Genomic DNA, 25,724 nt, shown 5'->3' with positions numbered 1-25,724 from the left:
GATTAAGTTTATGGAAAAAGTAAAAATTTATTGGTCGTCTTTACAAAACTCATGGCTTATTCAACGGCCATAAGCTTGCGGTATTCATCCCAGGCATACAAATCTGTCATCCCGCTGATATAGTCCTGGATAAGACGACAGCGATAATAATATTCCATGACTGGCCATTGGGAAGAATGACGATCTATTTTACTGACGGCCTCAATGTATGCCAGCCGGTGACGGGTTGAAAGCTTCTGATAGAGACGAGATTCAATCGGCAGGCGGCGAACACGTTCATTTTCGACCAGCTCGCAAAACTCATCGACCGTCAGCTGGAGCAGCGGGCCATAAATTTCCAGCAACCCGCTGATAACCCGGTATCCTTGCAGCTCCAGCTGTTCGACATCCGGGTGGCTGAAAACATGGCGAACAGCCACGTTTTTATATAATTCAAGCAGCTGACTAAAACTGCTCTCATCTTCCAGCAGGGCGTGATTAAATTCCCCGCTAAATATCATCGGCAAATTATCAATGAAACGGGCGGCCGCATACGGCACCAGTTTATTCAGCGTATTGACCCGCAAATACATAAAGAACTGATCTTCGGTACTGCGGCTCAGCGAATTTGAACGCGATTTATCCCAGGCATTCTCGACGACCTGTGCAAACAGAGAACCTTTTTCATGCTCTCCCCAGGCATCGTGAAGATGCTGATACAGCTCCTCGACGCTGAATATTCTTTTTTCCACTGCGTCTTCCAGATCGGCCACGCAATAAGAAATGTCATCAGCCGCTTCCATAATCCACGTCAATGGAAAACGGCCATTCGGCGTTAGCGAAAGTTCTTTACGCAACCGTTCAATGTACGCTTCTTCCGACAGGTAATAGCCCGGTTTTTTCATCAGGTAGCTATGGGTGGCAGGCGTTTCCCCCATCCACCACGCGGGACGCGTGTATTTGAGAATACAGCCCACCTGCGCCCAGGTCAGATTCATGCGCATCAGGGAGTGCACCAGACGGATCCCCTGCGCGTTACCTTCGAAATGACACAGATCCTGACGCACCTTGCGGCGCAGATCGTTCAGGCTATCTTCGCCCTCACGCAGGCGTAAATCGCGTACCACACAGCGGTCATCGCTGAGCGGCTGGCTTATGGCGTCAGAGGGAAAAAGCCGCTGTTTAAACCAGTCATTGATGGCGGCCTCGCCGAAATGACCAAAGGGAGGATTGCCGATATCGTGCATCAGGCAGGCCATCTCAACGATGCTTTCGAACGGCCCGGTCAGTTCATCCAGCCCGTAGGTTTCCAGCAGACGTTGCTCTTTAAGACGGCTGAGGATCTCTTTTGCAATGTAGCGCCCCACCTGCTGCACTTCCATGGAGTGCGTTAACCGCGTACGCACCGCGGCGTTACGCTCCAGCGGGAACACCTGGGTTTTTTGCTGTAACCGGCGGATGGCGGGCGAATTGATGATGCGTCCGCGATCGCTTTCAAAAATGCGCAGGATCTCATGTTCGCTCTTATCGCCCTGTGGCGAACGGAAACGTCGGTGCCAGTTAATTTTGGTGCGAAAATCGATTGGTGCCATGTGCTCCCCCGCGTGAGAATGCGTTTCCCCTTAACCGCATGATAGACTATGCATCTTAACAAGGCACATCGCGAGTAAATCTATGAAAATCGGCATTATTGGTGCAATGGAAGAAGAAGTTACGCTGCTGCGTGACAAAATTGAGAACCGTCAGACCCTCTCCCTCGGTGGCTGTGAGATCTACACCGGCCAGCTGAACGGCGTTGACGTGGCTCTGCTGAAATCAGGCATCGGTAAAGTTGCAGCGGCACTGGGCGCGACCCTGCTGCTTGAGCGCTGCAAGCCTGACGTTATCATTAATACAGGTTCTGCGGGCGGTCTGGCGCCGACGCTGAAAGTGGGCGATATCGTGGTTTCCGACGAAGCGCGTTACCACGATGCAGACGTCACCGCATTCGGCTACGAATATGGTCAGCTTCCGGGCTGCCCGGCCGGGTTTAAAGCGGATGATAAGCTGATTGCCGCCGCTGAAAGCTGCATTAACGAGCTGAACCTCAATGCGGTGCGTGGCCTGATCGTCAGCGGCGATGCCTTTATCAACGGCTCTGTTGGTCTGGCGAAAATCCGTCATAACTTCCCGCAGGCTGTGGCCGTTGAGATGGAAGCCACGGCCATTGCGCACGTGTGTCATAACTTCAGCGTGCCGTTCGTGGTCGTTCGCGCGATCTCTGACGTGGCGGACCAGCAGTCCCACATCAGCTTCGACGAGTTCCTGGCCGTTGCGGCCAAACAGTCCACCGTGATGGTGGAAACCCTGGTGCAGAAACTGGCGCGTGGGTAAGGTGTCATTCAGGGCGCTGTTCGCCCTGCTTCTGCTCGCCCCGGCCTGGCTCATCGCCGCGCCGCGGGTGATCACACTCTCCCCTGCCAATACGGAACTGGCGTTTGCCGCCGGGATTACGCCCGTTGCGGTGAGCAGCTTTTCCGATTATCCACCGCAGGCCGCCCATCTCGAACAGGTTGCCACCTGGCAGGGAATGAACCTGGAACGCATCGTGGCGCTGAAGCCCGATCTGGTTCTTGCCTGGCGCGGCGGTAATGCCGAACGACAGGTGGACCAGCTCTCTTCGCTGGGAATAACGGTAAAATGGGTAGATGCGGTGAGCATCGAACAGGTGGCGCAAACCCTCCGTGACCTCGCGCCCTTCAGCCCTACCCCCCAACGCGCCGAGCACGCTGCACAGCAGATGCTCAACGACTATGCTGCGCTAAAAACCCGATACGGCACGCAACCGAAACAACGCGTTTTTCTGCAATTTGGCAGCCAGCCGCTGTTCACTACCGGGAAAGGTTCGATCCAGAACCAGGTGCTTGAGATCTGTGGAGGTGAAAATATCTTTGCCGAAAGCCGGGTCCCCTGGCCGCAGGTCAGTCGTGAGCAGGTTCTGGCGCGACAACCGCAGGCCATTGTGGTGGTCGGAAATGCGAGCGAGATTCCTAAAATAGAACAATTCTGGCATCGGCAGCTTAAAATTCCGGTCATCGCACTCAACAGCGACTGGTTTGAACGCGCCAGCCCGCGTATTATCCTCGCCGCAAAACAACTCTGCGCCGAACTGGCAGAGAGTCACTCAAACAGATAAATACCCTATTCGAGGATTTAACGATGCTCGTGTATTGGCTGGATATTCTTGGCACAGCCGTTTTTGCTATCTCCGGCGTTTTGCTTGCCGGAAAACTACGCATGGATCCTTTTGGCGTACTGGTGCTCGGCGTCGTTACGGCGGTAGGCGGCGGAACGATTCGCGATATGGCGCTGGCAAACGGCCCGGTATTCTGGGTAAAAGATCCAACGGATCTGGTGGTGGCGATGGTCACCTGCCTGTTAACCATCGTGCTGGTTCGTCAGCCTCGCAGACTACCAAAATGGATATTGCCGGTGCTGGATGCCGTCGGTCTGGCGGTCTTTGTGGGAATAGGCGTGAATAAAGCCTTTATTGCCGGGACTGGCCCGCTGGTGGCGATCTGTATGGGCGTGTTGACCGGCGTGGGCGGAGGGATTATTCGCGACATTCTGGCGCGAGAAGTCCCGATGATCCTGCGAACGGAAATCTACGCGACGGCCTGTATCATCGGGGGGATTGTTCACGCCACGGCGTATTACACCTTTGCTGTCCCGCTGGAAAACGCGGCGATGCTGGGGATGGTGGTAACGCTGGTGATCCGTTTAGCGGCGATACGCTGGCACCTGAAGCTGCCGACGTTTGCACTGGATGAAAATTCAAGATAGGTATCGTTTATAAGCCCGGTGGCGCTTCGCTTACCGGGCCTACAATTTGCATTCAGGTTAAATACTGAATGAAGAACCACACCCGCAGGTGCTGGTCGCATTCGGGTTAGTCACCACAAAGCGCGAACCTTCCAGACCTTCAGTGTAGTCCACTGAACCGCCCACCAGATATTGCAGGCTCATCGGATCAACCACCAGCGCGACGCCCTGTTTCTCGATAGTCATATCACCATCGTTAACCTGGTCGTCAAAGGTAAAACCATACTGGAAGCCACTACAGCCGCCGCCGGTAATATAAACACGCAGTTTCAGATCCGGATTGTCCTCGTCGGCAATCAGGGTTTTCACTTTTTTCGCTGCTGCTTCGGTAAATTCCAGCGGCAACGCTACGTCATCACTCATCTTATGCTCCCATGAATACTGCGACTGCTATTGGGTAAAAATCACCCAATTCTTTTTGTCATTATCTAATACCCTGGTAATTCATTCAAGTATTCTGCTTCAGGGCCTGTTCAGCTTCCTGTTTCGCCAGGGTACGGGCAAGAATGGTCGAGTATAGCGGTTTTCCACCCAGGAATTGGGCTAATAGTGTCGCGCCGAGGCAGGTAATGATCATTGGCAAAATGAGCTGGTAATTGTCGGTCATTTCCAGCACCAGCACGATCCCGGTCAGCGGCGCACGCAGGGAGGCCGCCAGCAGCGCCCCCATTCCCGCAACCGCAAACGTTCCCGCATCCAGATGGTAGGCCGGGAAGCCTGCCGCCGCCGCCATCCCGAACGCCGTACCCAGCAGCGTTCCCAGCGCCAGCATCGGGGCGAAAATGCCGCCCGGGGCACCAGAGGAGAAGCACAATACCGTGGTGATGACGCGTGAAATAAACATAAACAGCAGCAGGCCTACGCTGAAATTCCCCGCCGCGGCAATGGGAATCAGACCGAAACCGCCGCCCGCCGCATTCGGTTCGATAAAACCGAGGATCCCGCACACGCCACCAAGCAGGCCCCCCACCAGCACCCATTTCGTGGTATTTCCGCCATGGATGCGCTGAAACATATCCTGAACCCGTAAAATCAGGGTGTTAAAAAGCGGGCCAACGACGCCAAAAATCATCCCAAGAATCAGATACAGCCACAAAGTATTGACCGGCGCATTAGTTAGCTTGCCAACTTCAATCACCGCCCCTTCGCCGTTAAAGACGCGAAAGACAATGCTCGACATAATCACGCCGGTAAACACCGCTTTAATGGAGATCAGGTTGTAGCGGAACTGGGCGCGCATCTCTTCAATGATAAACAGGATACCCGCCAGCGGCGCGTTAAACGCGGCAGACAGCCCGGCCGCCGCCCCCGTTGCCAGCAGCGTATGGCGCGCTTCGGCGCTGCGCATACGGAACAGATCGCCGACCATGCGTCCGACGTTACCGCCCAGCTGTACCGTTGGTCCTTCCCGACCGAGCACCATGCCCGCCCCAAGCGTTCCCATCCCGCCGATAAATTTCACAGGAAGCACGCGCCACCAGCGAACCGGGCGTAGCTCTTCCAGCGCCCCCTCAATTTCAGGGATCCCCGAGCCGCCTGCTTCAGGTGCGAATTTACGCACCAGAAAATAGCCCACCATGGCAAACAGGGCCGAAAGGCCAAAGGCCCACACCCAGACCAGCCATTCACGATCCGCAAAGCTGGCGACGGTACCTATGCGCCAGTTGAGCACCGCATTGACGGCTTTCTCAAACGCGACGCCTACCAGCCCGGCCAGCGTGCCCACAACGGCGGCTGCCACCAGAATGGCTAACGGGGTTTTGTCACGGTTGAGCAGTCGCCGGATACTGACCCGGTGCTTCGCGCGCGTAAACTGTTGTTGTTCAAAAGAAGGCGTGTTCTCGTTCATTACCTGTTCTGTTTCGTCATACAAAAGGCCGCAGGGATTCTACCAGAGACAATCCCCTCGTCCCCTGAAAAATACTTAACAATTGTTAAGCCTTCTATGGGGCAAAAATTTTATAACCTCTTCCGAATCACTTAGAATAGTTGCCTTAACTCATTTCTACGAACCAGGAACGACGCCATGAGCAAGTCTGAAAACCTCTACAGCGCAGCCCGCGAGCTAATCCCAGGCGGCGTGAACTCACCCGTGCGCGCCTTTACCGGCGTGGGTGGCACCCCGCTGTTTATCGAACGTGCGGATGGCGCATATCTGTATGATGTGGATGGTAAAGCCTATGTCGATTACGTCGGCTCCTGGGGCCCGATGGTACTGGGCCACAACCACCCGGCGATCCGCAATGCGGTGATTGAAGCCGCTCAGCGCGGCCTGAGCTTCGGCGCGCCAACCGAGATGGAAGTCAAAATGGCGGAGCTGGTCACCGAACTGGTGCCAACGATGGACATGGTGCGTATGGTGAACTCCGGTACCGAAGCGACCATGAGCGCTATCCGTCTGGCGCGCGGTTTTACCGGCCGTGACAAGATCATCAAGTTCGAAGGTTGTTATCACGGCCATGCCGACTGTCTGCTGGTGAAAGCCGGTTCCGGCGCGCTGACCCTCGGCCAGCCGAACTCCCCGGGGGTGCCGGCTGATTTCGCGAAACACACGTTGACCTGCACCTATAACGATCTGAACACCGTTCGCGCCGCGTTCGAGCAGTATCCGCAGGAGATCGCCTGCATCATCGTTGAGCCAGTTGCGGGCAACATGAACTGTATCCCACCGCAGCCTGACTTCCTGCCGGGCCTGCGCGCCCTGTGTGATGAGTTCGGCGCGCTGCTGATCATCGACGAAGTGATGACCGGCTTCCGCGTGGCGCTGGCGGGTGCCCAGTCTTATTATGGCGTGGAGCCGGATCTGACCTGCCTCGGCAAAATCATTGGCGGCGGCATGCCTGTCGGCGCGTTCGGTGGACGTAAGGACGTCATGGACGCGCTGGCGCCAACCGGTCCGGTTTACCAGGCGGGTACGCTCTCCGGTAACCCGATTGCGATGGCGGCGGGCTTTGCCTGTCTGACCGAAGTGGCGCAGCCGGGTATCCACGAAACCTTGACGGACCGGACGACGCAACTGGCAAACGGTTTGCTGGAAGCCGCAGAAGATGCGGGTATTCCACTGGTGGTGAACCACGTGGGCGGGATGTTCGGGATTTTCTTCACCGATGCGAAAACCGTGACCTGCTATCAGGACGTGGTGAAATGCGACGTGGAACGCTTCAAACGCTTCTTCCACCTGATGCTGGAAGAAGGCGTGTATCTTGCCCCGTCAGCGTTTGAAGCGGGCTTTATGTCCGTGGCGCACAGCGAAGAAGATATCAATAACACCATCGACGCAGCGCGTAAGGTATTTGCGAAGCTGTAAAATGTGCGGCTTGATGCCCTCACCCCAACCCTCTCCCACAGGGAGAGGGAGCAAACACTAAAACGGCAATCTAAGGATTGCCGTTTACTTTTATTACCGACTCTGCTTTCTCAACAGATAAATAAAGTAAGGCGCGCCGATAAAGGTCGACAGGAGGCCCGCCGGGATCTGATACGGGAACAGCACCATCCTTCCGCACCAGTCAGCAAAGACCAGGATCGCCCCGCCCGTCAGCGCAGAGATCACGATATGCGGCAAAGTCCTGCGGAAACCCATCATACGGGCGATATGCGGCGCCATTAATCCGACAAAACTGAGCGGGCCGATAGTCATGGTGGCCGTCGCCGTCAGGCACGCGGCCAGCAGCAACAGCGCAATGCGCGTTGGCGTCAGCGCCACCCCGACCGCGCGGGCGGTATCCCCACCCAGCGGCAGAATGGTCATCCAGCGGCGGCACAGCGGCACAATCGCCAGCAGCACGATCATCACAATCCCGGTATGCACCACCTGACTGCCGGTGGCGTTGTATGTTGAACCGGAAATCCATGTCAGGATCTGCGCCATGCGCGGATCGCCGCTCGCCTGCAACATCATCAGCAGCATAGTAAACGCGGTGCTGAGCGCCATCCCGGCCAGCAGCATGCGGTGAGGTGAGAAACCACCTCGCCCGGAGGCGATCAGGATAATCATCAGCGTGACTGCCGCACCGATACTCCCGGCAGGCATCAGCCAGCCGAACGCATTTCCCGGTACGAGGAACAACATCAACACTACGCCAAACGCGGCCCCGGAGCTGATCCCTAATACTTCCGGGCTTGCCATCGGGTTGCCGGTGAGACGCTGGATAATACAGCCCGCCACCGCCAGCATGACGCCCGCAATCAGCGCGGAGAAAATCCGCGGCCAGCGCCACTGCATGAGTTCATGCAGCAAATCCCCCGTTGCCCAGTGCCAGCCCGTGGCGTCGCGTCCCAGCGAGAGTGCGGCAAACGAGGCGATAACCAGCACTGCCAGCCCGGCAAGGCTGAACCACACCACCGACTGACGCTCGGCATGCACTTTATCGCCGGCATCCATCGCCGGAGCGCTAATGCTGCGCAGGCGCGGCAAGAGCCACAGCAGCAGCGGCGCGCCGATCAGGGCCGTCACCGAGCCCGTGGAAACTTCCATCCAGACGCGCGCCAGCCAGAGAATGAGCTGATCGGAAAGCCAGAGTATCAGCGCACCAATCAGCGGCGCCAGCATCAGACGCGCCAGCAGACGGCGCGCGCCGAGCATTTTTGCCAGCAATGGCGCAAACAGGCCGATAAACCCGATGATGCCGACGGCGTTAACCAGTAACGCGCTCAGCACAATCGCCAGGGTCAGGGCCGCCAGACGGGCCAGCGACAGCGCCAGCCCGAGATTGCGCGCCACGCCGTCATCGAGGCCCATCAGCGTGAGCGGACGCAGCAGCAGCAGCGTCAGCACCACGCCGCCAAACAGCTGCGGCCACAGGCGCTGGACGATACTCCAGTCGGTCTGGGTGAGCGTGCCGGTACTCCACATAAACATGCTTTGCAGCTGATCGTGGTGAAACAGCACCAGCAGCTGGTTGATCGCCCCACAGTAGAGGCTGACGACCAGCCCCGCGAGGATCAGCGTGACCGGCGAGAGACGTTTTCCCCAGGCTACGCCAAAGACCAGCGCACCGACCACGCATGCGCCTGCCAGCGCGGCAAACTGCGAGGTTAACGCTCCCGGCAGGGTCCAGAGCGTGGTGATGGTGATCCCCAGCTGAGCCCCCGTCGCCACGCCCAGCGTGGTTGGCTCCGCCAGCGGGTTACGTAGCACCTGCTGAAACAGTACGCCCACCAGTCCCAGTCCCGCCCCGACCAGCAGGGAGATAGCCAGACGCGGCAGCAGGCTGTAGTGGAACAGCATTTGCTGAATATTGTCGATATCCGGTGCGGCAAACGCGGCTGCCCACTGATCGCGCGGTAACGCCGTGGTCAGGTTAAAGCCGGTTAATGCCAGGGCAGCCAGAAAAATGAGCGCTAACAGTAACATCGGGAAACGGGCCATACGCGTGCTCATGCCTTGCCTCCCAGTGCATTGTCCAGCACGCGGGCAAAATGCATGGCCGACAGCGTCGCGCCGTAGAACCATACCGCTGGCGCGCGCAGGAAGCGCTGCTCGCGGACGAACGGCATTGCCTGCCAGAGCGGAGTCGCCATCAGGGTTTGCATTTCGCGCTCATTGCCGTGGTCAAAGCACAGCACGTCCACATCACGAAACGCCGCCAGACGGTCAATCCCCACGGCGGTACTGCCCCAGAACGTCATCTCGCCTTCCCAGGCATTGCGAATGCCAAAGCTGTCGAGTACTTCCTGGAACAGACAGTTATTTCCAAAGACCAGCATATGGCGGGCATCCAGCAGGGTCACCATCAGCAAAGGCCGATCGCCACGGTGGGCAAAGCGCGGCTTAAGGGAATCAATCAGCGCATCAAATTCATTGAGATGTTTTTTCGCCTCAGCCTCACGGTTGAGGAACTGCGCCATCTCGTGGATGGAATTTTTTGCCATGGTCAGCGGCTTTTTACCGTCGCTAAAGGAAAAGCCCCGTCCGGGCGCAATCTTCGCCATGGTCTCTTCCGACGGGCCATACCCCGCAGACCAGAATAAATAAGACGGTTTCATCTGGGTGAGAAGCTCGAGGTTCGGCTCCGTACGCAGACCGATGTCGATGACGGAGTCCGGCAGTTTTGGCTCATTCACCCACAGGGTGTAGTTAGGAATATCGGCCACGCCGTAAGGCGTCACGCCCAGCGCCATCATCAGTTCGACGGGCAACCACTCCAGCGCCACGATGCGGTGCGGATCGACTGCGGCAGCGCGGGCCGGGCCCATCTTTAACAGCAGCGGTGAGAGTGCCATGGCCGTCAGCAGGCGACGGCGGCTAATTAATGTTGGATCCAGCATCAGTAGACAAAGCTCACGGGTGCAGCCCCGGCAGGGTGAGGCAGAATGCCCATAGGAATACCGTAGATATGTTCCAGCGTTTCGCTGCGCATCAGTTCGGCAGGCGTACCCTGAGCGATCATTTCACCGCCGCGCAGCGCTACCAGATAGTCGCAGTAGCGTGCCGCCATGTTGATATCATGCAGAACGGCAATCACCGTCAGGCCGCGCTGCTGGCTTAAGCGATGCACCAGCGCCAGGACGTCAACCTGATGAGCAATATCCAGCGCTGAAGTGGGTTCGTCGAGCAGCAGGCAGCGGCTGTCCTGCGCTACCAGCATCGCGATCCATGCGCGCTGACGCTCGCCACCGGACAGGCTATCCACCAGACGGTGCGCCAGCGGTTTTAACCCAACCAGCGCGATCGCCTCTTCCACTTTCTCTCTGTCAGCGACGCCAAAACGCCCGAGCGCACCGTGCCACGGATAACGTCCAATCGCCACCAGCTCGCGCACCGTCATCCCCTCCGCCTGCGGCAACTGCTGCGGCAGATAGGCCACCTTGCGGGCAAAGGCCTTACTGCTCCAGCTCGCCAGCGGCTGGTCATCCAGCAGAATGTCGCCCTCGGACGGCGGCTGATGACGGCCCAGCATCTTCAGCAGCGTCGATTTACCGGAACCATTGTGCCCGATTAAACCGGTCACTTTACCTGCGGGAAACGTCAAAGAGAGCGGATGCAGCAAGGTGCGCCCGGGAACGCGAAAGGAGAGATTGTTGAGCGTGAAGGTGGAGTCGGATTGCGTTTTAGTATCCTGCATGTCAGCCAACTTAAATAAAAAGGGCACGGCGAACCGTGCCCATAAAGAGGTTAGAAGCGGAAGGTCGCCGTGGCAACAACCTGGCGTTCAGCACCCCAGAAGCAACCGTACGTGTTGAAGCAGCTTGCAACGTACTCACGATCGAACAGGTTGTTCACGTGAAGCGCGACGTTTGAGCCGGCCATGCCTACACGCGCCAGATCGTATCTGACCAGTGCATCAACCAGCGTATAGCTTCCAACAGTGAAGCTATTCGCCGGGTCACCTTTGCTGGAGCTGGTGTAACGCACACCAGTACCCAGCGTCAGGCCAGACAGCGGGCCATCAAACATCGTGTAATCACCCCACACGGATGCCATATGTTTTGGCACCTGCGCCGGTGTGTTGCCTTTGTAGTTAGTGTCGGTGGTGTATTCAGCATCGGTATAGGTATAAGAACCTACAACGTTAACGCTTGCAGAGAGCGCCGCTTTCGCTTCCAGCTCTACGCCACGGGCGCGGATCTCTCCGCCTTCAACGGAGAAGAATGAGCCCGCCGGGTCAGCCATCAGGTTGTTGGTTTTGGTCAGCTGATACACTGCACCGGTGATCACGATCGGACGATCGTTCGGCACGTATTTCACGCCCGCTTCGTACTGCTTGCCTTTAGACGGTGAGAACAGTTTACCCTGAGCATCGGTCTGTGAAGCCGGTTCAAAGGATTCGCTGTAGCTGAAGTAAGGGGTTACGCCGTTATCGAACAGATAGTTAACGCCGCCACGCCAGGTAAACTGGGTATCATCACGTTTGGAGGTGGTATTCAATACACGGTTGTAGGACTCCTGATCGGCCCAGTCGTAACGGCCGCCTAGAGTAACCAGTACTTTATCCCACTGCGCCTGATCCTGAACATACAAACCGGTCTGTTTCTGACGGTTGAGGATCTGATATGCACCGGAGGTTGCAGGATCTTTTGAGCCAAAATCGAAATCGCTGCTTACCGGATTGTAGAGATCCAGCAACGGTACCGAGTCGTCATAGCCAAACCAGGAGTTGATATCATTGCGCATACGCATAAAGTCAACACCAGTCAGCAGGATATGGTCTACCTGCCCGGTCGCAAATTTGCTCTGCAACTGAGTATCAACGGTGAAGTTTTGCAGTTTTTCATTATCAACAACATATTTACGTGCCAGATAATGACCTTTATCGGCAGGAGCTAACGCAGCACACTGTTTGCTGCCGCTATTTGCCGGATCGGTACATACACCGTAGCCGTAAACGCTGTTTTGCGAGGTTTTATTCTCGGCAAAACGCAGGTTCTGACGCACGGTAAAGGTGTCGTTAAATTCGTGGTCGAAGCTATACCCAACCATTTTCTGGTTACGGGAATAGGTATTGTTCTTCGCACCTTCGTTGAAGTCCGTCGACAGACGATCACCGTTTGGCAGCGGATCGACCGTTCCCTCTTTTGGCAGCCAGCCGTAATAGCCTGTTTCAGGCTCGTTCTGGAAGTAGGAAAGGAAAGTGAAAGTCGTTTTATCATCCGGACGCCAGGAGAAAGATGGCGCGATGGCATAACGCTGCTCGCCTTTATTTTCCTGCTGTGCGTTGTTAGAACGCGCAACCCCCGTCAGGCGGTAGGAGTAAACGCCGTCATCGTCGATGGCATCGCTGAAGTCAAAGCCGGTCTGGAACAGGCTGTCAGTACCAGCTTTAAACTGGATCTCTTTCAGCGGCTCTGTTGTTGGACGCTTACTCACCATGTTCAGCAGGCCACCAGGGCTGCTTTTTCCGTACAGAACGGAAACCGGACCGCGCATGATTTCAGCGCGCTCCAGCATATAAGGATCAATCACCGCGTCGTTATAGAAGTTGCCCTGCATCTTCATACCGTCGAGGTAGTTGTTCTGGCTCTGACCATCGGCCGCGAAACCGCGAATAACCAGGTAGTCGTAAGTATTAGAAGCACCACGGGTGCCTACCGCAACGCCCGGGGTATAGCTCAGAGCTTCTTTAACGGAACGTGGCTGATGCAACGCCATCTCTTCGGAAGTTACCACAGAAATAGACTGTGGAACCTTTTGAATTGGCGTGTCTGTTTTGGTTCCAGTCGCAGAATGGCGAGCGGCGATAGTCGCAGCAGGACCCCAGGCACTTTCCTGTGCAGCCGGTGCGGCAGTCACGGTGATGGTTTCTTCTTTCTTGGGGGTTTCAGCGGCCTGTGCATAAGCAGACATGCCAGCAACCGCTGTGGCTACGACGGCTGCGATTTTACGCAGCGACGTGTTAATTGGCTGAGCAGTATTGGAAAGCGCCATGATGGATCTCTGATGAAAAAGGTGAATGATAACGTAAACGAGAATTATTATTATGACCGCAGAATAATATGCGAAACGCTGACGGCATAGCAAGCGATATGCGGCCCTACAAGAATTGAGGGTTTAAGAAATAATCAACGGAAAACGGGTCGTTAATAAGGATTGAAAACAGGGTTAAGGAAATGAGTTGCTGAGGTGAAAAAATACCCCCTTCCAGGGAAGGGGGTGTCATAAAGGCTAGTTGCCGCCGAACATATCCTTGATCCAGCCGGCGACGCCGTCGCTGTCTTTCTTCTCGTTCTGCTGCTGCGGCTGCTGCTGCGGCTGCTGAGGTTGAGAAGACTGATCGAACGGGTTACCTGTCGGTTCTTCTGGCTGGCTTTGCTGGCACAGCGCATCCGGGTTGGTCGTCCAGACCGGCAGCGAACGCACGCCGCCGCCACAGATGAAGTTACCCGAGCTGTCCACGCCCATATCGACGATATCTTCCGGGGCAACGAGGTTCAGCGGCACCGGAGACTGATTGGCCAGATAGCGCTGGTAAATCGACATCGCGCCGCTCGCACCATACAGTTTGGTCGGCTGGTTGTTATCGCGGCCCACCCAGGTGATCACCACTTCACGGCCATCAATACCGGCGAACCAGGTATCGACGTTGTTGTTGGTAGTCCCGGTTTTACCCGCCAGATGCAGACCAGGATACTTCGCCCCCAGCTGACGCCCGGTACCGCGCTGGACCACCTGCTGCATGGTCCACAGCGTCATATAGGCCGCCTGCGCCGGAACAGCGCGCTCCGCCTGCGGGAAGCTCTGATACAGCACGGAGCCATCTTCGGCAATCACCGAACGCAGGGCGGAAAGCGGCGCTCGGTTACCGCCGCTGGCGATGGTCTGGAACGCCTGGGCCACTTCGATTGGCGTCAGGTTAAGCGCCCCCAGGATCATCGCTGGCACAGGGTGCAGCTGATCTTTCGGTACGCCCAGCTTCTGCCAGGTGTCGGTGATGGCGGGGAGGCCCAGCGCCATGCCGAGGTTAACAGTCGGCACGTTCATCGAGCGGGTTAACGCATCCACCAGCATCACCTGGCCGCTGAACTGCTTATCATCGTTCTGCGGAGACCACACCTGGCCGTTAGGCTGGCGCAGGGAGATTGGCGCATCGGCAATCCAGGTGTTCAGTCGATAGAGATTCGGCTGGCTCAGCGCGGTCAGGTAGGTTGCCGGTTTTGCCAGAGAACCAATCGAACGACGCGCCTGCATCGCGCGGTTATAGCCCGCATACTGCGGCTCGGCGCCGCCCACCATGGCGCGAACTTCGCCGGTGTTGCGATCAACTACCACCATCGCGGTTTCCAGATCGCTCAGCTTACGCTGCTTCTTCAGAACCGGAATACCTTCAACCGCCGCTTTTTCTGCCGCATCCTGCGCCACGGAGTCAAAGGTGGTGAAGATCTTCACCCCGGAGAGATCTTTCACTTTATCTCCGAGCTTAGACTGCAACTCCTGACGTACCATCTGCATAAAGGCAGGCTGCGGAGAGATCACCCCACCGCGCGGCTGAACGCCCAGCGGACGCGCGCTCAGCATGTCGTACAGCTCCTGGTCAATCACCTGCTGTTGTTGCAGCAGACGCAGCACCAGGTTACGACGCTCCAGCGCCAGTTTCGGGTTACGCCACGGGTTGTAGATCGACGCGCCTTTTACCATGCCCACCAGCAGCGCCTGCTGGTCAAGGCTCAGCTCTTCTACCGGACGGCCAAAGTAGTACAGGCTCGCCAGCGGGAAGCCGCGGATCTCGTTATCGCCGCTCTGACCGAGGTACACCTCGTTCATGTACAGCTCAAGAATACGATCCTTGCTGTAGCGCGCATCCATCAGCACGGCCATGTACGCTTCGTTGGCTTTACGCCAGTAAGAGCGCTCGCTGGAGAGGAACAGGTTTTTCACCAGCTGCTGGGTCAGGGTACTCGCCCCCTGCACCGTACGCCCCGCGGTCAGGTTAGCCAGTACCGCACGACCAATGGAGTAGAGGCTAATCCCGTCGTGCTCGTAGAAGTGGCGGTCTTCGGTTGCCAGCAGGGTATCCACCAGCAGATCCGGGAAGCCGTTACGCGCCACGAACAGGCGCTGTTCGCCGTTTGCGGACGACAGCATGGTGATGAGACGTGGATCGAGACGGAAGAAACCGAACTGGCGATCGTTATCCATGTTCTCAATGGTTTCCAGGCGATCGCCGTCAAAGGTCAGACGCGCGCGCACCTGCCCCTCTTTACTGTCCGGGAAGTCGAACGGACGGCGGATCATCTCAATGCTTTTCGCCTGGACGGTAAATTCACCCGGACGGGTCATTTTCGTGACCTGACGATACTGCGTGGCTTGCAGCAGCTTCACCATCTCATTCTTGCTGATGGACATGTCCGGCTCAAGGTTCACCATGCGGCCGTACACTGCCGCAGGCAATTGCCAGACTTTCCCGTCGATACGGCTGCGGATCTTCTGATCCAGATAAACGCCGTAAATCGCGATCAGGACAACAAAAACAATAAACAGCTTCAGCAGCAGCCAGAACCAGCCGCGCTTACCACGAGGCTTACGCCCTTTGCCTTTCCCTTTACGCGGCATCGGTTCTTCATCCTCATAATCGTCTTCATAGTCATCGTCATACTCCTCATCTCTGAGGCGACGACGGCTTACCTTTTCTTTCGCCGGACGCGTCGGCTTTCCCTTACGTCCTATTGGCTCGCGGTCATTCCCCGCCATGCTTTTTCTCCGCAACATTCAGGCGCAAAGGCCAGATTTTCTTATCTTGCACAGGTCAGTGAAAGAAGAAATCTCTCAAAATAAACAGCAAGACTTTCCTGACAGGAAAGTCTTTAGTGTTTTCTCCCTCTCCCTGTGGGAGAGGGCCGGGGTGAGGGCATCAGGCCGCACTTTACCTTTCAGGCCGCACTCCCCCATTACGAATATTTCTTCGTGCGCCGTGTCGGCGCGGTATTCGCCGGATCGTCCGGCCAGACGTGTTTGGGATATCGCCCCTTCATCTCTTTCTGCACTTCACGATAGCTCCCCGCCCAGAACGCACCCAGATCGCGGGTGATCTGCAAGGGACGATGCGCAGGCGAAAGCAGCTCAAGCACTAACGGCACGCGCCCTTCAGCGATGGACGGCGTGGTGGCCTCACCAAACATCTCCTGCATCCGAACCGCCAGCGCTGGCGGATTATCCTCATGATAACGAATGGCAATCCGGCTCCCGGTTGGCACAGTGTAATGCCCAGGCAGTTCACTATCCAGACGTTGACGTAACGACCAGTCCAGTAAATTCTGTAACGCTGCCTTAACATCAAGCGCCTTAAGGGCGCGCAGGGAGTGTACGCCGCTCATCTGCGGCAACAACCACTGTTCAAGCGTCGCGAGCAGCGTCTCATCATCCACCGCTGGCCACCCCTGTTCCGGCAGCCACTTCGCGGCGCAGTGCAGACGTATACGATATTGTTCAGCCTCAGGCGTCCAGTTCAATACGCTCAGCCCTTTTTCCCGAATGCCGTTCAGCATCGCCTGGTGTAACTCTTCCTCCGACGGCTTCGCCAGCGGTTTTGTCCCGAGCGTCAGTTTGCCAATCTGGCTACGACGGAACGCCTTCAGCGTGCCCTGGGCATCATCCCATTCGACAATGTCAGATTGCTGAAGCAGCTGCGGGCAGGCACGCGTCAGGGCGTCAATATCTACGGCAACCGCCTGCAAGATGCGCGCATCCGGGGAGTGACTGCCCTGGAGTAAGAGCGGCGCGATCAGCCATTCATGACGCGTCAGAGCATCATCGCTGTCCAGCATCGCGCCCATCCCATTTGCCAGTTGATAACGACCATCCAGCCCGCGACGGCGCGCGATCCTGTCCGGGAAGGCCTGGGCCAGAAGAGGGATAACTTTATCGCTGTCAGGCGATCCTCCCCGGCTCTTCAGGCGGTGACACAACTGCTGCGCGCGCTGTTGCCAGTTTCCCTGCTGGCGTGAAAAGGCCTGTCCCAGATCGCTGCTGCCACCGCGCGGCGGCTCCTCAAGAATAGCCGCCAGTTTTGCCGCCGTGGCAATTTCATCGTCGCCTTGTGCTGCCACCAGCATCGCTGCCAGACGCGGATCGTTGCCCAGCGCCGCCATTTTCTGGCCGCGCGCCGTCAGTCGCTCGCCTTCCAGCGCGCCAAGCTGGGTCAGCAGGCTGCGCGCGGCGGAAAGGTTCACAACAGGCGGAGGATTAAGCCAGGTGAGCTGGTCAGGGTCCGGGCAGCCCCACTGCATCAGATCCATTACCAGCCCGGAGAGATCGCTTTGTAAAATCTCAGGCGTACTCTGCAATGCCGCACGCTCCGCCTGCTCGGCGCTGGTTAAATGCAGGCAAATACCCGGCTCAAGACGCCCTGCTCGGCCTGCGCGCTGCACCATTGAGGCCTGGCTGATGCGCTGCGTCAGTAGCCTGGTCAGCCCGGTACGCGGATCAAAACTGGCCACCCTCTCCTGCATACTGTCCACCACCAGGCGAATGCCTTCGATGGTCAAACTGGTTTCGGCGATATTGGTCGCCAGTACCACTTTGCGCTGCCCCGCCGGTGCGGGAAGGATCGCCTTGCGCTGGTCAGCCAAATGCAGCGCGCCGTAGAGCGGGCACAGCATAACGTCACTGCTCACCCTGGATGCCAGCTGCTCCTGTACGCGCTGGATTTCGCCTACGCCGGGTAAAAACAGCAGCAGCGAGCCGGGTTCCTGACGGAGCAATTCGGCGGTGGCGATGGCAACGGCTTCGTCAAAACGCTGATGGGCAGGCAGCGGCTGATAGCGGCGCTCGACCGGGAACGCACGCCCTTCAGAGGAGATCATCGGCGCGTCAGGGAGCGTCTGCCGGAGCCGCTCGTTATCCAGCGTCGCCGACATAATCAGCAGCCGAAGGTCGTCGCGCAGCCCCTGCTGAACGTCGAGCAGCAGCGCAAGGGCCAGATCGGCCTGGAGGCTGCGCTCGTGAAATTCATCAAGGATCACCAGCCCGACGCCGCTCAGCTCCGGATCGTTTTGCAGCATACGGGTAAGAATGCCTTCAGTGACCACCTCCAGCCGCGTAGACGGGCCAATGCAGGTTTCGGCGCGCATCCGGTACCCTACCGTCTCGCCCGGTTTTTCATTCAGCAGTTCCGCCAGGCGCTGCGCCACATTGCGCGCCGCCAGCCTGCGCGGTTCCAGCAGGATAATTTTCCCGCTGATGCTCCCCTCGCGCAGAATTTGCAGGGGCAGCCAGGTGGATTTACCCGCTCCGGTGGGCGCGCTGAGCAAAACCTGTGGCGCATGTTCTAAGGCTGCGAGAAGCTCAGGAAGGACGACGGCGACGGGCAAAGAGGACACTTACGGCTCCAGAGGGTTAACATTAATCGGCGTACATTGTAGCATCGGCGCATATCATTACCGAGTCTTGCGCATGTCTGAGTCAAAACGGCTATTCTTCGCCATTGAATTACCCACCACGCTTCAACGGCAAATTGTTCGCTGGCGCGCCAGCCACTTCCCCGCGGAAGCGGGCCGCCCTGTCGTCGCCGCCAATATGCACCTGACGTTAGCTTTTCTTGGCGAGGTGAGCGCAGAAAAGCAGCGCGCGTTAAGCGCAATGGCCGGACGCATTTCTCAGCCGGGTTTTACGCTGCATCTTGACGATGCCGGGCAATGGCTGCGCTCTCGGGTGGTCTGGCTGGGGACGCGGCAGCCCCCTCGCGGACTGCTCCAGCTCGCCAACATGCTGCGGGCGCAGGCCGCGCGCAGCGGCTGTTATCAGAGCCCGCAGCCGTTTCATCCCCACATTACCCTGCTGCGCGATGCGGGTCAGGCTGTTGCCATCCCGCCACCGGGCTTCCACTGGTCCTTTCAGGTGAATGAATTTGCGCTGTACGAATCTGCCTTTGTACAAGGACGCACCCGCTACACTCCGCTCCAGCGCTGGTCGCTGGGCGACACGTTAAGGAATCCTGATGAAGTTTAGCCCTGCACTCCAGCCCGCCACGCTGATCCAGCGTTACAAACGCTTTCTCGCTGACGTGATCACCCCTGAAGGCGAAACGCTCACGCTGCATTGTCCTAACACCGGTGCCATGACCGGTTGCGCCACGCCGGGTGACACGGTCTGGTATTCCACATCAGAAAATACTAAACGCAAATATCCTCATACCTGGGAAATGACCGAGACGCAAAGCGGGGCATTTATTTGCGTTAATACCCTGCGCGCAAATCAGCTGGTTAAGGAAGCCCTGACAAATGGAATCCTTCCTGAACTGGTGGGTTACGGCACGCAAAAAAGCGAAGTGAAATATGGCGATGAAGGCAGCAGAATTGATTTTATGTTACAGGCGGAAGACCGCCCTGAGTGCTATATTGAAGTGAAATCAGTGACGTTAGCGGAAGAGGAAAACGGCTTCTTTCCGGATGCGGTAACGCTACGTGGCCAGAAGCATCTGCGGGAGCTAATGAGTGTAGCGGCGGCGGGCAAGCGCGCCGTGTTGCTGTTTGCGGTTCTGCATTCAGCCATTGAACGGTTTTCCCCGGCCCGTCATATTGATCCTAAATACGCGCAATTGTTGAATGAGGCACAAAAGCAGGGGGTAGAGATTTTCGCTTATAAAGCGGAACTTTCTGCCGATAATATGACTCTGAGATCCTCTCTTCCCATTGTCCTATAAGGGATTAGACGATTGACTAATAAGTGTTCTGGCCGCGTGCGCAAATACGCTTTTCCTCACAGGGTTGTCAAGTGTTACGTTTAGATAATTGCCATACGGAAAAGCATCTGCTATTTATAGCGACCTGATTTTTCCCCCAACACGGGGATCGATAGTGCGTGTTAAGGAGAAGCAACATGCAAGAAGGGCAAAACCGTAAAACATCGTCCCTGAGTATTCTCGCCATCGCTGGGGTGGAGCCGTATCAAGAGAAGCCGGGCGAAGAGTATATGAACGAAGCCCAGCTGTCGCACTTCAAGCGTATTCTTGAAGCATGGCGTAATCAACTCAGGGATGAAGTCGATCGCACCGTTACACATATGCAGGATGAAGCTGCTAACTTCCCGGATCCGGTCGACCGTGCCGCTCAGGAAGAAGAGTTCAGCCTCGAACTGCGTAACCGTGACCGCGAGCGCAAACTGATCAAAAAGATCGAGAAAACGCTGAAAAAGGTCGAGGACGAAGATTTTGGCTACTGCGAATCCTGCGGTGTTGAAATCGGTATTCGTCGTCTGGAAGCGCGTCCAACAGCCGATCTGTGCATCGACTGTAAAACGCTGGCAGAAATCCGCGAAAAACAGATGGCTGGCTAACGCCTTCCCTCTCACTACTCTGCTAAGGCGGGAGTTTCTCCCGCCTTGTTACCGTTGATATGTCTGAATCTCACTATATCGGGCGCTTTGCGCCATCTCCCTCCGGTGAATTACACTTCGGCTCATTAATTGCCGCGCTCGGCAGCTACCTACAGGCTCGCGCCCGTCAGGGTAAATGGCTGGTTCGCATTGAAGATATCGATCCTCCGCGTGAAGTTCCCGGTGCGGCAGAAACTATTCTGCGTCAGCTGGAACATTACGGTCTTCACTGGGACGGCGACGTACTCTGGCAGTCTCAACGCCATGATGCCTACCGTGAACGTCTGGCGTGGCTTGCTGAACAGGGCCTTTCCTATAACTGCACCTGCACGCGTGCGCGAATTCAGAGCGTGGGTGGCGTTTACGACGGCCACTGCCGTACGCGGCACAACGGCCCTGAGAATGCCGCCGTACGGCTGATACAGCGCGCTCCGGTGACGCAGTTTACCGATGTCCTCTCAGGAACCATTCAGGCGGATGATCGTCTGGCGCGTGAAGATTTTATTATTCACCGTCGTGATGGCTTGTTTGCCTATAACCTGGCGGTGGTTGTCGATGACCATTTCCAGGGCGTCACGGAAATCGTGCGTGGGGCGGATTTGGTTGAGCCTACCGTGCGGCAAATATCGCTTTACCAGCAGTTTGGCTGGACGGTGCCGGATTACATCCATCTGCCGCTGGCGGTCAATGAACAGGGGAGTAAGCTGTCAAAACAGAATCATGCCCCGGCGCTGCCTGACGGCGATCCGCGCCCGGTATTGATCGACGCGCTGCGATTTCTCAACCAGAATGTAACGCAGGAATGGCAGGATCTGAGTCTGGATGAATTGCTGAAAACGGCCATTGCTGACTGGACGCTTATGGCCGTGCCAAAAATCCAGCATTCTCAAATGCGTTGCGCTGAGCTATGATTAGCCGCTTTTTTGATAACAAAACACACTACGAGGTGTACTATTTTTACCCGAGTCGCTAATTTTTGCCGTAAAGTGCTGAGCCGCGAAGAGAGCATGGCGAATGATGCTATTGCACAGCCACACATGTCGGTCATTCCGCGTGAGCAGCACAATATTTCCCGCAAAGATATCAGTGAAAATGCCCTCAAGGTGCTCTATCGTCTGAATAAAGCAGGCTACGAGGCCTATCTCGTCGGCGGCGGGGTGCGCGATTTACTGCTGGGCAAAAAACCAAAAGATTTCGACGTGACGACCAGCGCCACGCCTGAACAGGTGCGTAAATTATTCCGCAACTGCCGTCTGGTTGGCCGCCGTTTCCGTCTGGCGCACGTGATGTTTGGGCCGGAAATTATTGAAGTGGCGACCTTCCGCGGTCACCACGAAGCGGGCATCAACGATCGCACAACTTCCCAGCGCGGCCAAAACGGCATGCTGCTGCGCGACAACATCTTTGGCTCTATTGAAGAAGATGCTCAGCGTCGCGATTTCACCATCAACAGCCTTTACTACAGCGTGGCGGATTTTACCGTGCGCGATTACGTCGGCGGTATGCAGGATCTGAAAGACGGCCTGATTCGCCTGATCGGCACGCCGGAAACGCGCTATCGCGAAGATCCGGTCCGAATGCTGCGCGCCGTGCGTTTCGCCGCCAAGCTAAACATGCGTATCAGCCCGGAAACCGCAGAGCCGATCCCGCGCCTGGCGACGCTGATTAACGACGTCCCCCCTGCCCGTCTGTTTGAGGAGTCGTTAAAGCTGCTCCAGGCAGGCTACGGGTTTGAAACCTACAATTTGCTGCGTGAATACAACCTGTTCCAGCCGCTGTTCCCGACCATTACCCGCTACTTCACCGAAAACGGTGACAGCGCAATGGAGCGGATGATTGCACAGGTGCTGAAGAACACGGATACCCGTATTCATAACGATATGCGCGTGAATCCGGCGTTCCTGTTCGCGGCCATGTTCTGGTATCCGCTGCTGGAAACGGCGCAGCGCATTACCCAGGAGAGCGGCCTCGCCTATTATGATGCGTTCGCGCTGGCGGCAAACGACGTGCTGGACGAAGGCTGTCGCACGCTGGCGATCCCGAAACGTATTACCACGCTGGTGCGTGATATCTGGCAGCTTCAGCTGCGTATGTCACGCCGTCAGGGTAAACGTGCCTGGAAACTGATGGAGCATCCTAAGTTCCGCGCCGCGTTCGATTTGCTCTCTCTGCGTGCTGAAGTCGAAAGAAACCAGGAGCTACAGCGCCTGGCGCAGTGGTGGGGAGAATTTCAGGTCTCTGCACCACCGGAGCAAAAAGATATGCTCACGGATCTCGATGACGAGCCGGCACCGCGCCGTCGTCACCGTCGCCCGCGCAAGCGCGCGCCGCGTCGTGAAGGCACAGCATGACCCTTGCGTATATTGCCATCGGCAGCAATCTGGCCTCTCCGCTTGAGCAGGTTAACGCTGCCGTTCAGGCGCTGGGGGAGATCCCGCAAAGCCATATCGTGGCGGTCTCCTCCTTTTACCGTACGCCCCCGCTCGGCCCGCAGGATCAGCCTGATTATCTGAACGCCGCCGTGGTGCTGGAAACAGCCCTTGACGCAGAAACGCTGCTGGATAATACCCAGCGTATTGAGCTACAGCAGGGTCGCGTACGTAAAGCCGAACGCTGGGGACCGCGCACGCTCGACCTCGATATTATGCTTTTCGGCCACAAGGTGATTAACACCGAGCGCCTCACCGTTCCGCACTATGACATGAAAAACCGTGGGTTTATGCTCTGGCCGCTGTTTGAAGTCGCCCCCGATCTCACCTTCCCTGACGGCACCTCGCTGAACGCCGTTCTGCAAAGCCTCAACGCGGAAAAACCGGTCCGCTGGTAATCCCGTGTCACCCCCGATTAGCCATGTGTCAAATATGGTTAATCGATTGCCTAAAATCATTGTTCCCTCGAATGTTACTGTTAGAATGCGCAAAGATCCGCTTTTGGGCCATCAGGAAACAGTATGAAACCAACTACCATCTCCTTATTGCAGAAATGTAAACAGGAAAAGAAACGCTTCGCCACTATTACCGCGTATGACTACAGCTTCGCAAAACTGTTTGCCGAAGAAGGGATCAACGTCATGCTGGTCGGAGACTCGTTAGGGATGACGGTACAAGGACATGATTCTACTCTGCCGGTCACGGTCGAGGATATTGCTTACCATACCCGCGCCGTGCGCCGGGGTGCGCCCGCCTGCCTGCTACTTTCCGATCTGCCGTTTATGGCGTATGCCACCCCGGAACAGGCCTTTGAAAATGCGGCAACTGTGATGCGCGCCGGCGCCAATATGGTCAAAATCGAAGGCGGCGACTGGCTGGTCGATACGGTGAAAATGCTCACCGAACGGGCCGTGCCAGTTTGCGGGCACTTAGGGCTGACGCCGCAATCCGTGAATATCTTTGGCGGTTATAAAGTTCAGGGGCGTGGCGATGCGGCGCAGACGCTGTTTGATGATGCCCTGGCGCTGGAAGCCGCTGGTGCACAGCTGCTGGTGCTGGAGTGTGTGCCGGTTGAGCTGGCTAAGCGTATCACTGAGGCGCTGTCGATTCCGGTGATCGGCATCGGCGCGGGCAACGTCACCGATGGCCAGATTCTGGTCATGCACGACGCCTTCGGGATCACCGGCGGTCACATTCCAAAATTTGCTAAAAATTTCCTGACAGAAGCAGGCGACATGCGTGCTGCTGTGCGGCAGTATATTGCCGAGGTTGAGTCCGGCGTTTATCCGGGCGAAGAACACAGTTTCCATTAAGGAGTCCAGGTGTGCTAATCATAGAAACTCTGCCGCTGCTGCGCCAGCATATCCGCCGTGCACGTCAGGAAGGTAAACGTATCGCCCTCGTCCCGACCATGGGCAATCTGCACGACGGCCATATGAAGCTGGTCGATGAAGCGAGAGCCCGTGCAGATATCGTGGTAGTCAGTATCTTCGTTAACCCGATGCAGTTCGATCGCGAAGACGATCTGGCGCGCTATCCACGTACCTTGCAGGAAGATTGCGAGAAGCTCAAAAAACGTCATGCGGATATCGTCTTCGCACCGGCCCCCGCAGATGTTTATCCTCAGGGTACCACTGAAGCGACCTACGTCGACGTACCGGGTATTTCGACCATGCTGGAGGGTGCCAGCCGTCCGGGCCATTTCCGCGGCGTTTCCACCATCGTCAGCAAGCTGTTTAACCTGGTGCAGCCGGACATCGCCTGCTTTGGCGAGAAAGATTTCCAGCAGCTGGCGCTGATCCGCAAAATGGTTGCCGATATGGGCTACGACATAGAGATTGTCGGCGTGCCGATTGTACGTGCGAAAGATGGCCTGGCGCTTAGCTCCCGTAACGGCTATCTGACTGCGGAACAGCGTAAAATTGCGCCAGGCTTAAGCAAAGTCATGAATACCATGGCAGAGCAACTGCTGGCAAAAGAATTAACCGCAGAAGAAATCATCGCTCTGGCTGAACAGGCGCTGAACGAGAAAGGTCTTCGTGCTGACGACGTTCAAATTCGGGATGCCGATACGCTTCTGGAACTCTCAGATACCAGCAAACGTGCGGTAATTCTGGTGGCGGCTTGGCTCGGCCAGGCCCGCCTTATCGACAACAAAGTGGTTGAACTGGCGTAGTTTTACTACCCGGAAGTGAAAGGTAAACGTAATGATTCGCAAAATGCTACAAGGTAAGCTTCACCGTGTGAAAGTCACCCAGGCCGACCTGCACTATGAAGGCTCCTGCGCGATCGACCAGGATTTTCTCGACGCGGCGGGTATTCTCGAAAACGAAGCTATTGATATCTGGAACGTTAATAACGGCAAACGCTTTTCAACGTACGCGATTGCCGCTGAACGCGGGTCTAAAATCATCTCCGTTAATGGGGCAGCGGCGCACTGCGCGGACGTGGGTGATATCGTCATTATTGCCAGCTTTGTGATGATGTCTGACGAAGAGGCACGTCGCTGGCAGCCAAAAGTGGCATACTTTGAAGGCGATAATGAAATGAAACGTATTGCGAAGGCAATTCCGGTTCAGGTTGCCTAAGCCAATAGTACTGTTATAAATTACCCGACAAATAGGTTGGGTAATTTATACATAATTAAAATGAATAGCATTCTTTTTATATATTTTTATTAATATATTCAAGTCACCCTGCTGAACACC

General features: G+C 56.6%; 22 protein-coding genes. 13 read left to right on the top strand and 9 right to left on the bottom strand.

Going from position 1 to position 25,724, the window contains the following annotated elements:
- Nucleotides 1-56 precede the first annotated feature (56 nt).
- Nucleotides 57-1,571, bottom strand: a complete 1,515-nt coding sequence (gene dgt, locus IPZ49_RS20320) for a dGTPase (protein WP_023299363.1) — start codon at nucleotides 1,569-1,571, stop codon at nucleotides 57-59.
- An 82-nt stretch (nucleotides 1,572-1,653) separates the two neighbouring features.
- Between dgt and mtnN the strand changes: the two genes are divergently transcribed.
- From mtnN to IPZ49_RS20305, 3 genes are read left to right on the top strand one after another with little or no spacing between them, the layout of a single operon-like run.
- Nucleotides 1,654-2,352 carry a 5'-methylthioadenosine/S-adenosylhomocysteine nucleosidase gene (mtnN, locus tag IPZ49_RS20315; RefSeq protein WP_003856223.1) on the top strand — a complete coding sequence of 233 codons (699 nt, stop codon included), beginning with the start codon at nucleotides 1,654-1,656 and terminating at the stop codon, nucleotides 2,350-2,352.
- Nucleotides 2,345-3,154: a vitamin B12 ABC transporter substrate-binding protein BtuF gene (btuF, locus tag IPZ49_RS20310; RefSeq protein ID WP_063146441.1), complete on the top strand. Its 810-nt coding sequence runs from the start codon at nucleotides 2,345-2,347 to the stop codon at nucleotides 3,152-3,154. Before mtnN ends, btuF begins: the two co-directional genes overlap by 8 nt.
- Nucleotides 3,155-3,177: 23 nt before the next feature.
- Entirely contained in the window at nucleotides 3,178-3,801 is a 624-nt protein-coding gene (locus IPZ49_RS20305; RefSeq protein WP_003856227.1) for a TRIC cation channel family protein, read from the top strand.
- A 57-nt stretch (nucleotides 3,802-3,858) separates the two neighbouring features.
- Here IPZ49_RS20305 and erpA read toward each other — a convergent pair whose 3' ends face one another.
- Nucleotides 3,859-4,203, bottom strand: coding sequence for an iron-sulfur cluster insertion protein ErpA (erpA, locus tag IPZ49_RS20300; protein WP_003856230.1), 345 nt, complete (start codon nucleotides 4,201-4,203; stop codon nucleotides 3,859-3,861).
- A gap of 85 nt (nucleotides 4,204-4,288) precedes the next feature.
- Nucleotides 4,289-5,689, bottom strand: a complete 1,401-nt coding sequence (gene clcA, locus IPZ49_RS20295; RefSeq protein ID WP_038415375.1) for a H(+)/Cl(-) exchange transporter ClcA — start codon at nucleotides 5,687-5,689, stop codon at nucleotides 4,289-4,291.
- Nucleotides 5,690-5,866: 177 nt separating this feature from the next.
- Between clcA and hemL the strand changes: the two genes are divergently transcribed.
- The gene (hemL, locus tag IPZ49_RS20290; RefSeq protein ID WP_015572714.1) at nucleotides 5,867-7,147 is read left to right on the top strand and encodes a glutamate-1-semialdehyde 2,1-aminomutase; all 1,281 of its coding nucleotides are present in this window, start codon (nucleotides 5,867-5,869) and stop codon (nucleotides 7,145-7,147) included.
- A 93-nt stretch (nucleotides 7,148-7,240) separates the two neighbouring features.
- On the opposite strand, the gene fhuB is transcribed toward hemL, so the two are convergent.
- From fhuB to hrpB, 6 genes are all read right to left on the bottom strand, one after another.
- Nucleotides 7,241-9,223: a Fe(3+)-hydroxamate ABC transporter permease FhuB gene (gene fhuB / locus IPZ49_RS20285; protein WP_032625558.1), complete on the bottom strand. Its 1,983-nt coding sequence runs from the start codon at nucleotides 9,221-9,223 to the stop codon at nucleotides 7,241-7,243.
- Entirely contained in the window at nucleotides 9,220-10,110 is an 891-nt protein-coding gene (fhuD, locus tag IPZ49_RS20280; RefSeq protein WP_023299359.1) for a Fe(3+)-hydroxamate ABC transporter substrate-binding protein FhuD, read from the bottom strand. Before fhuD ends, fhuB begins: the two co-directional genes overlap by 4 nt.
- Complete coding sequence (gene fhuC / locus IPZ49_RS20275) at nucleotides 10,110-10,907, bottom strand: Fe3+-hydroxamate ABC transporter ATP-binding protein FhuC (protein ID WP_022647093.1); 798 nt, start codon at nucleotides 10,905-10,907, stop codon at nucleotides 10,110-10,112. Before fhuC ends, fhuD begins: the two co-directional genes overlap by 1 nt.
- Nucleotides 10,908-10,957: 50 nt before the next feature.
- Nucleotides 10,958-13,207: a ferrichrome porin FhuA gene (gene fhuA / locus IPZ49_RS20270; RefSeq protein ID WP_045308079.1), complete on the bottom strand. Its 2,250-nt coding sequence runs from the start codon at nucleotides 13,205-13,207 to the stop codon at nucleotides 10,958-10,960.
- Between the two features lie 237 nt (nucleotides 13,208-13,444).
- The gene (gene mrcB / locus IPZ49_RS20265; RefSeq protein ID WP_063146440.1) at nucleotides 13,445-15,967 is read right to left on the bottom strand and encodes a bifunctional glycosyl transferase/transpeptidase; all 2,523 of its coding nucleotides are present in this window, start codon (nucleotides 15,965-15,967) and stop codon (nucleotides 13,445-13,447) included.
- A 197-nt stretch (nucleotides 15,968-16,164) separates the two neighbouring features.
- Nucleotides 16,165-18,594, bottom strand: coding sequence for an ATP-dependent helicase HrpB (gene hrpB / locus IPZ49_RS20260; RefSeq protein WP_063146439.1), 2,430 nt, complete (start codon nucleotides 18,592-18,594; stop codon nucleotides 16,165-16,167).
- Between the two features lie 73 nt (nucleotides 18,595-18,667).
- On the opposite strand from hrpB, the gene thpR reads away from it, so the two are divergent.
- The 9 genes from thpR to panD all read left to right on the top strand — a co-directional run bounded on the left by thpR (nucleotide 18,668) and on the right by panD (nucleotide 25,604).
- Nucleotides 18,668-19,222, top strand: a complete 555-nt coding sequence (gene thpR / locus IPZ49_RS20255) for an RNA 2',3'-cyclic phosphodiesterase (RefSeq protein WP_032625550.1) — start codon at nucleotides 18,668-18,670, stop codon at nucleotides 19,220-19,222.
- On the top strand, nucleotides 19,212-19,916 hold the full coding sequence (gene sfsA, locus IPZ49_RS20250; RefSeq protein WP_032625548.1) for a DNA/RNA nuclease SfsA: 705 nt from the start codon (nucleotides 19,212-19,214) through the stop codon (nucleotides 19,914-19,916). The genes thpR and sfsA overlap by 11 nt, the downstream gene beginning before the upstream one ends.
- Before the next feature lie 176 nt (nucleotides 19,917-20,092).
- Nucleotides 20,093-20,548, top strand: coding sequence for an RNA polymerase-binding protein DksA (dksA, locus tag IPZ49_RS20245; RefSeq protein WP_001155232.1), 456 nt, complete (start codon nucleotides 20,093-20,095; stop codon nucleotides 20,546-20,548).
- Between the two features lie 59 nt (nucleotides 20,549-20,607).
- On the top strand, nucleotides 20,608-21,498 hold the full coding sequence (gene gluQRS / locus IPZ49_RS20240) for a tRNA glutamyl-Q(34) synthetase GluQRS (RefSeq protein ID WP_022647088.1): 891 nt from the start codon (nucleotides 20,608-20,610) through the stop codon (nucleotides 21,496-21,498).
- Between the two features lie 42 nt (nucleotides 21,499-21,540).
- Nucleotides 21,541-22,938 (top strand): polynucleotide adenylyltransferase PcnB, encoded by a 1,398-nt coding sequence (pcnB, locus tag IPZ49_RS20235; RefSeq protein WP_071892880.1) that lies wholly within the window; start codon nucleotides 21,541-21,543, stop codon nucleotides 22,936-22,938.
- Nucleotides 22,935-23,414 carry a 2-amino-4-hydroxy-6-hydroxymethyldihydropteridine diphosphokinase gene (folK, locus tag IPZ49_RS20230; RefSeq protein ID WP_038415362.1) on the top strand — a complete coding sequence of 160 codons (480 nt, stop codon included), beginning with the start codon at nucleotides 22,935-22,937 and terminating at the stop codon, nucleotides 23,412-23,414. The genes pcnB and folK overlap by 4 nt, the downstream gene beginning before the upstream one ends.
- Nucleotides 23,415-23,537: 123 nt before the next feature.
- The gene (gene panB, locus IPZ49_RS20225; protein ID WP_022647086.1) at nucleotides 23,538-24,329 is read left to right on the top strand and encodes a 3-methyl-2-oxobutanoate hydroxymethyltransferase; all 792 of its coding nucleotides are present in this window, start codon (nucleotides 23,538-23,540) and stop codon (nucleotides 24,327-24,329) included.
- Nucleotides 24,330-24,340: 11 nt separating this feature from the next.
- Nucleotides 24,341-25,192: a pantoate--beta-alanine ligase gene (gene panC / locus IPZ49_RS20220; protein WP_022647085.1), complete on the top strand. Its 852-nt coding sequence runs from the start codon at nucleotides 24,341-24,343 to the stop codon at nucleotides 25,190-25,192.
- A gap of 31 nt (nucleotides 25,193-25,223) precedes the next feature.
- On the top strand, nucleotides 25,224-25,604 hold the full coding sequence (gene panD / locus IPZ49_RS20215) for an aspartate 1-decarboxylase (protein ID WP_022647084.1): 381 nt from the start codon (nucleotides 25,224-25,226) through the stop codon (nucleotides 25,602-25,604).
- Nucleotides 25,605-25,724: the final 120 nt, after the last annotated feature.

Source organism: Enterobacter cloacae complex sp. S2 (assembly GCF_015159675.1).
Lineage (GTDB): Bacteria > Pseudomonadota > Gammaproteobacteria > Enterobacterales > Enterobacteriaceae > Enterobacter > Enterobacter intestinihominis.
The sequence above is the reverse complement of the archived record's forward strand: the minus strand, read 5'-3'. Positions and strand labels throughout refer to the sequence as shown.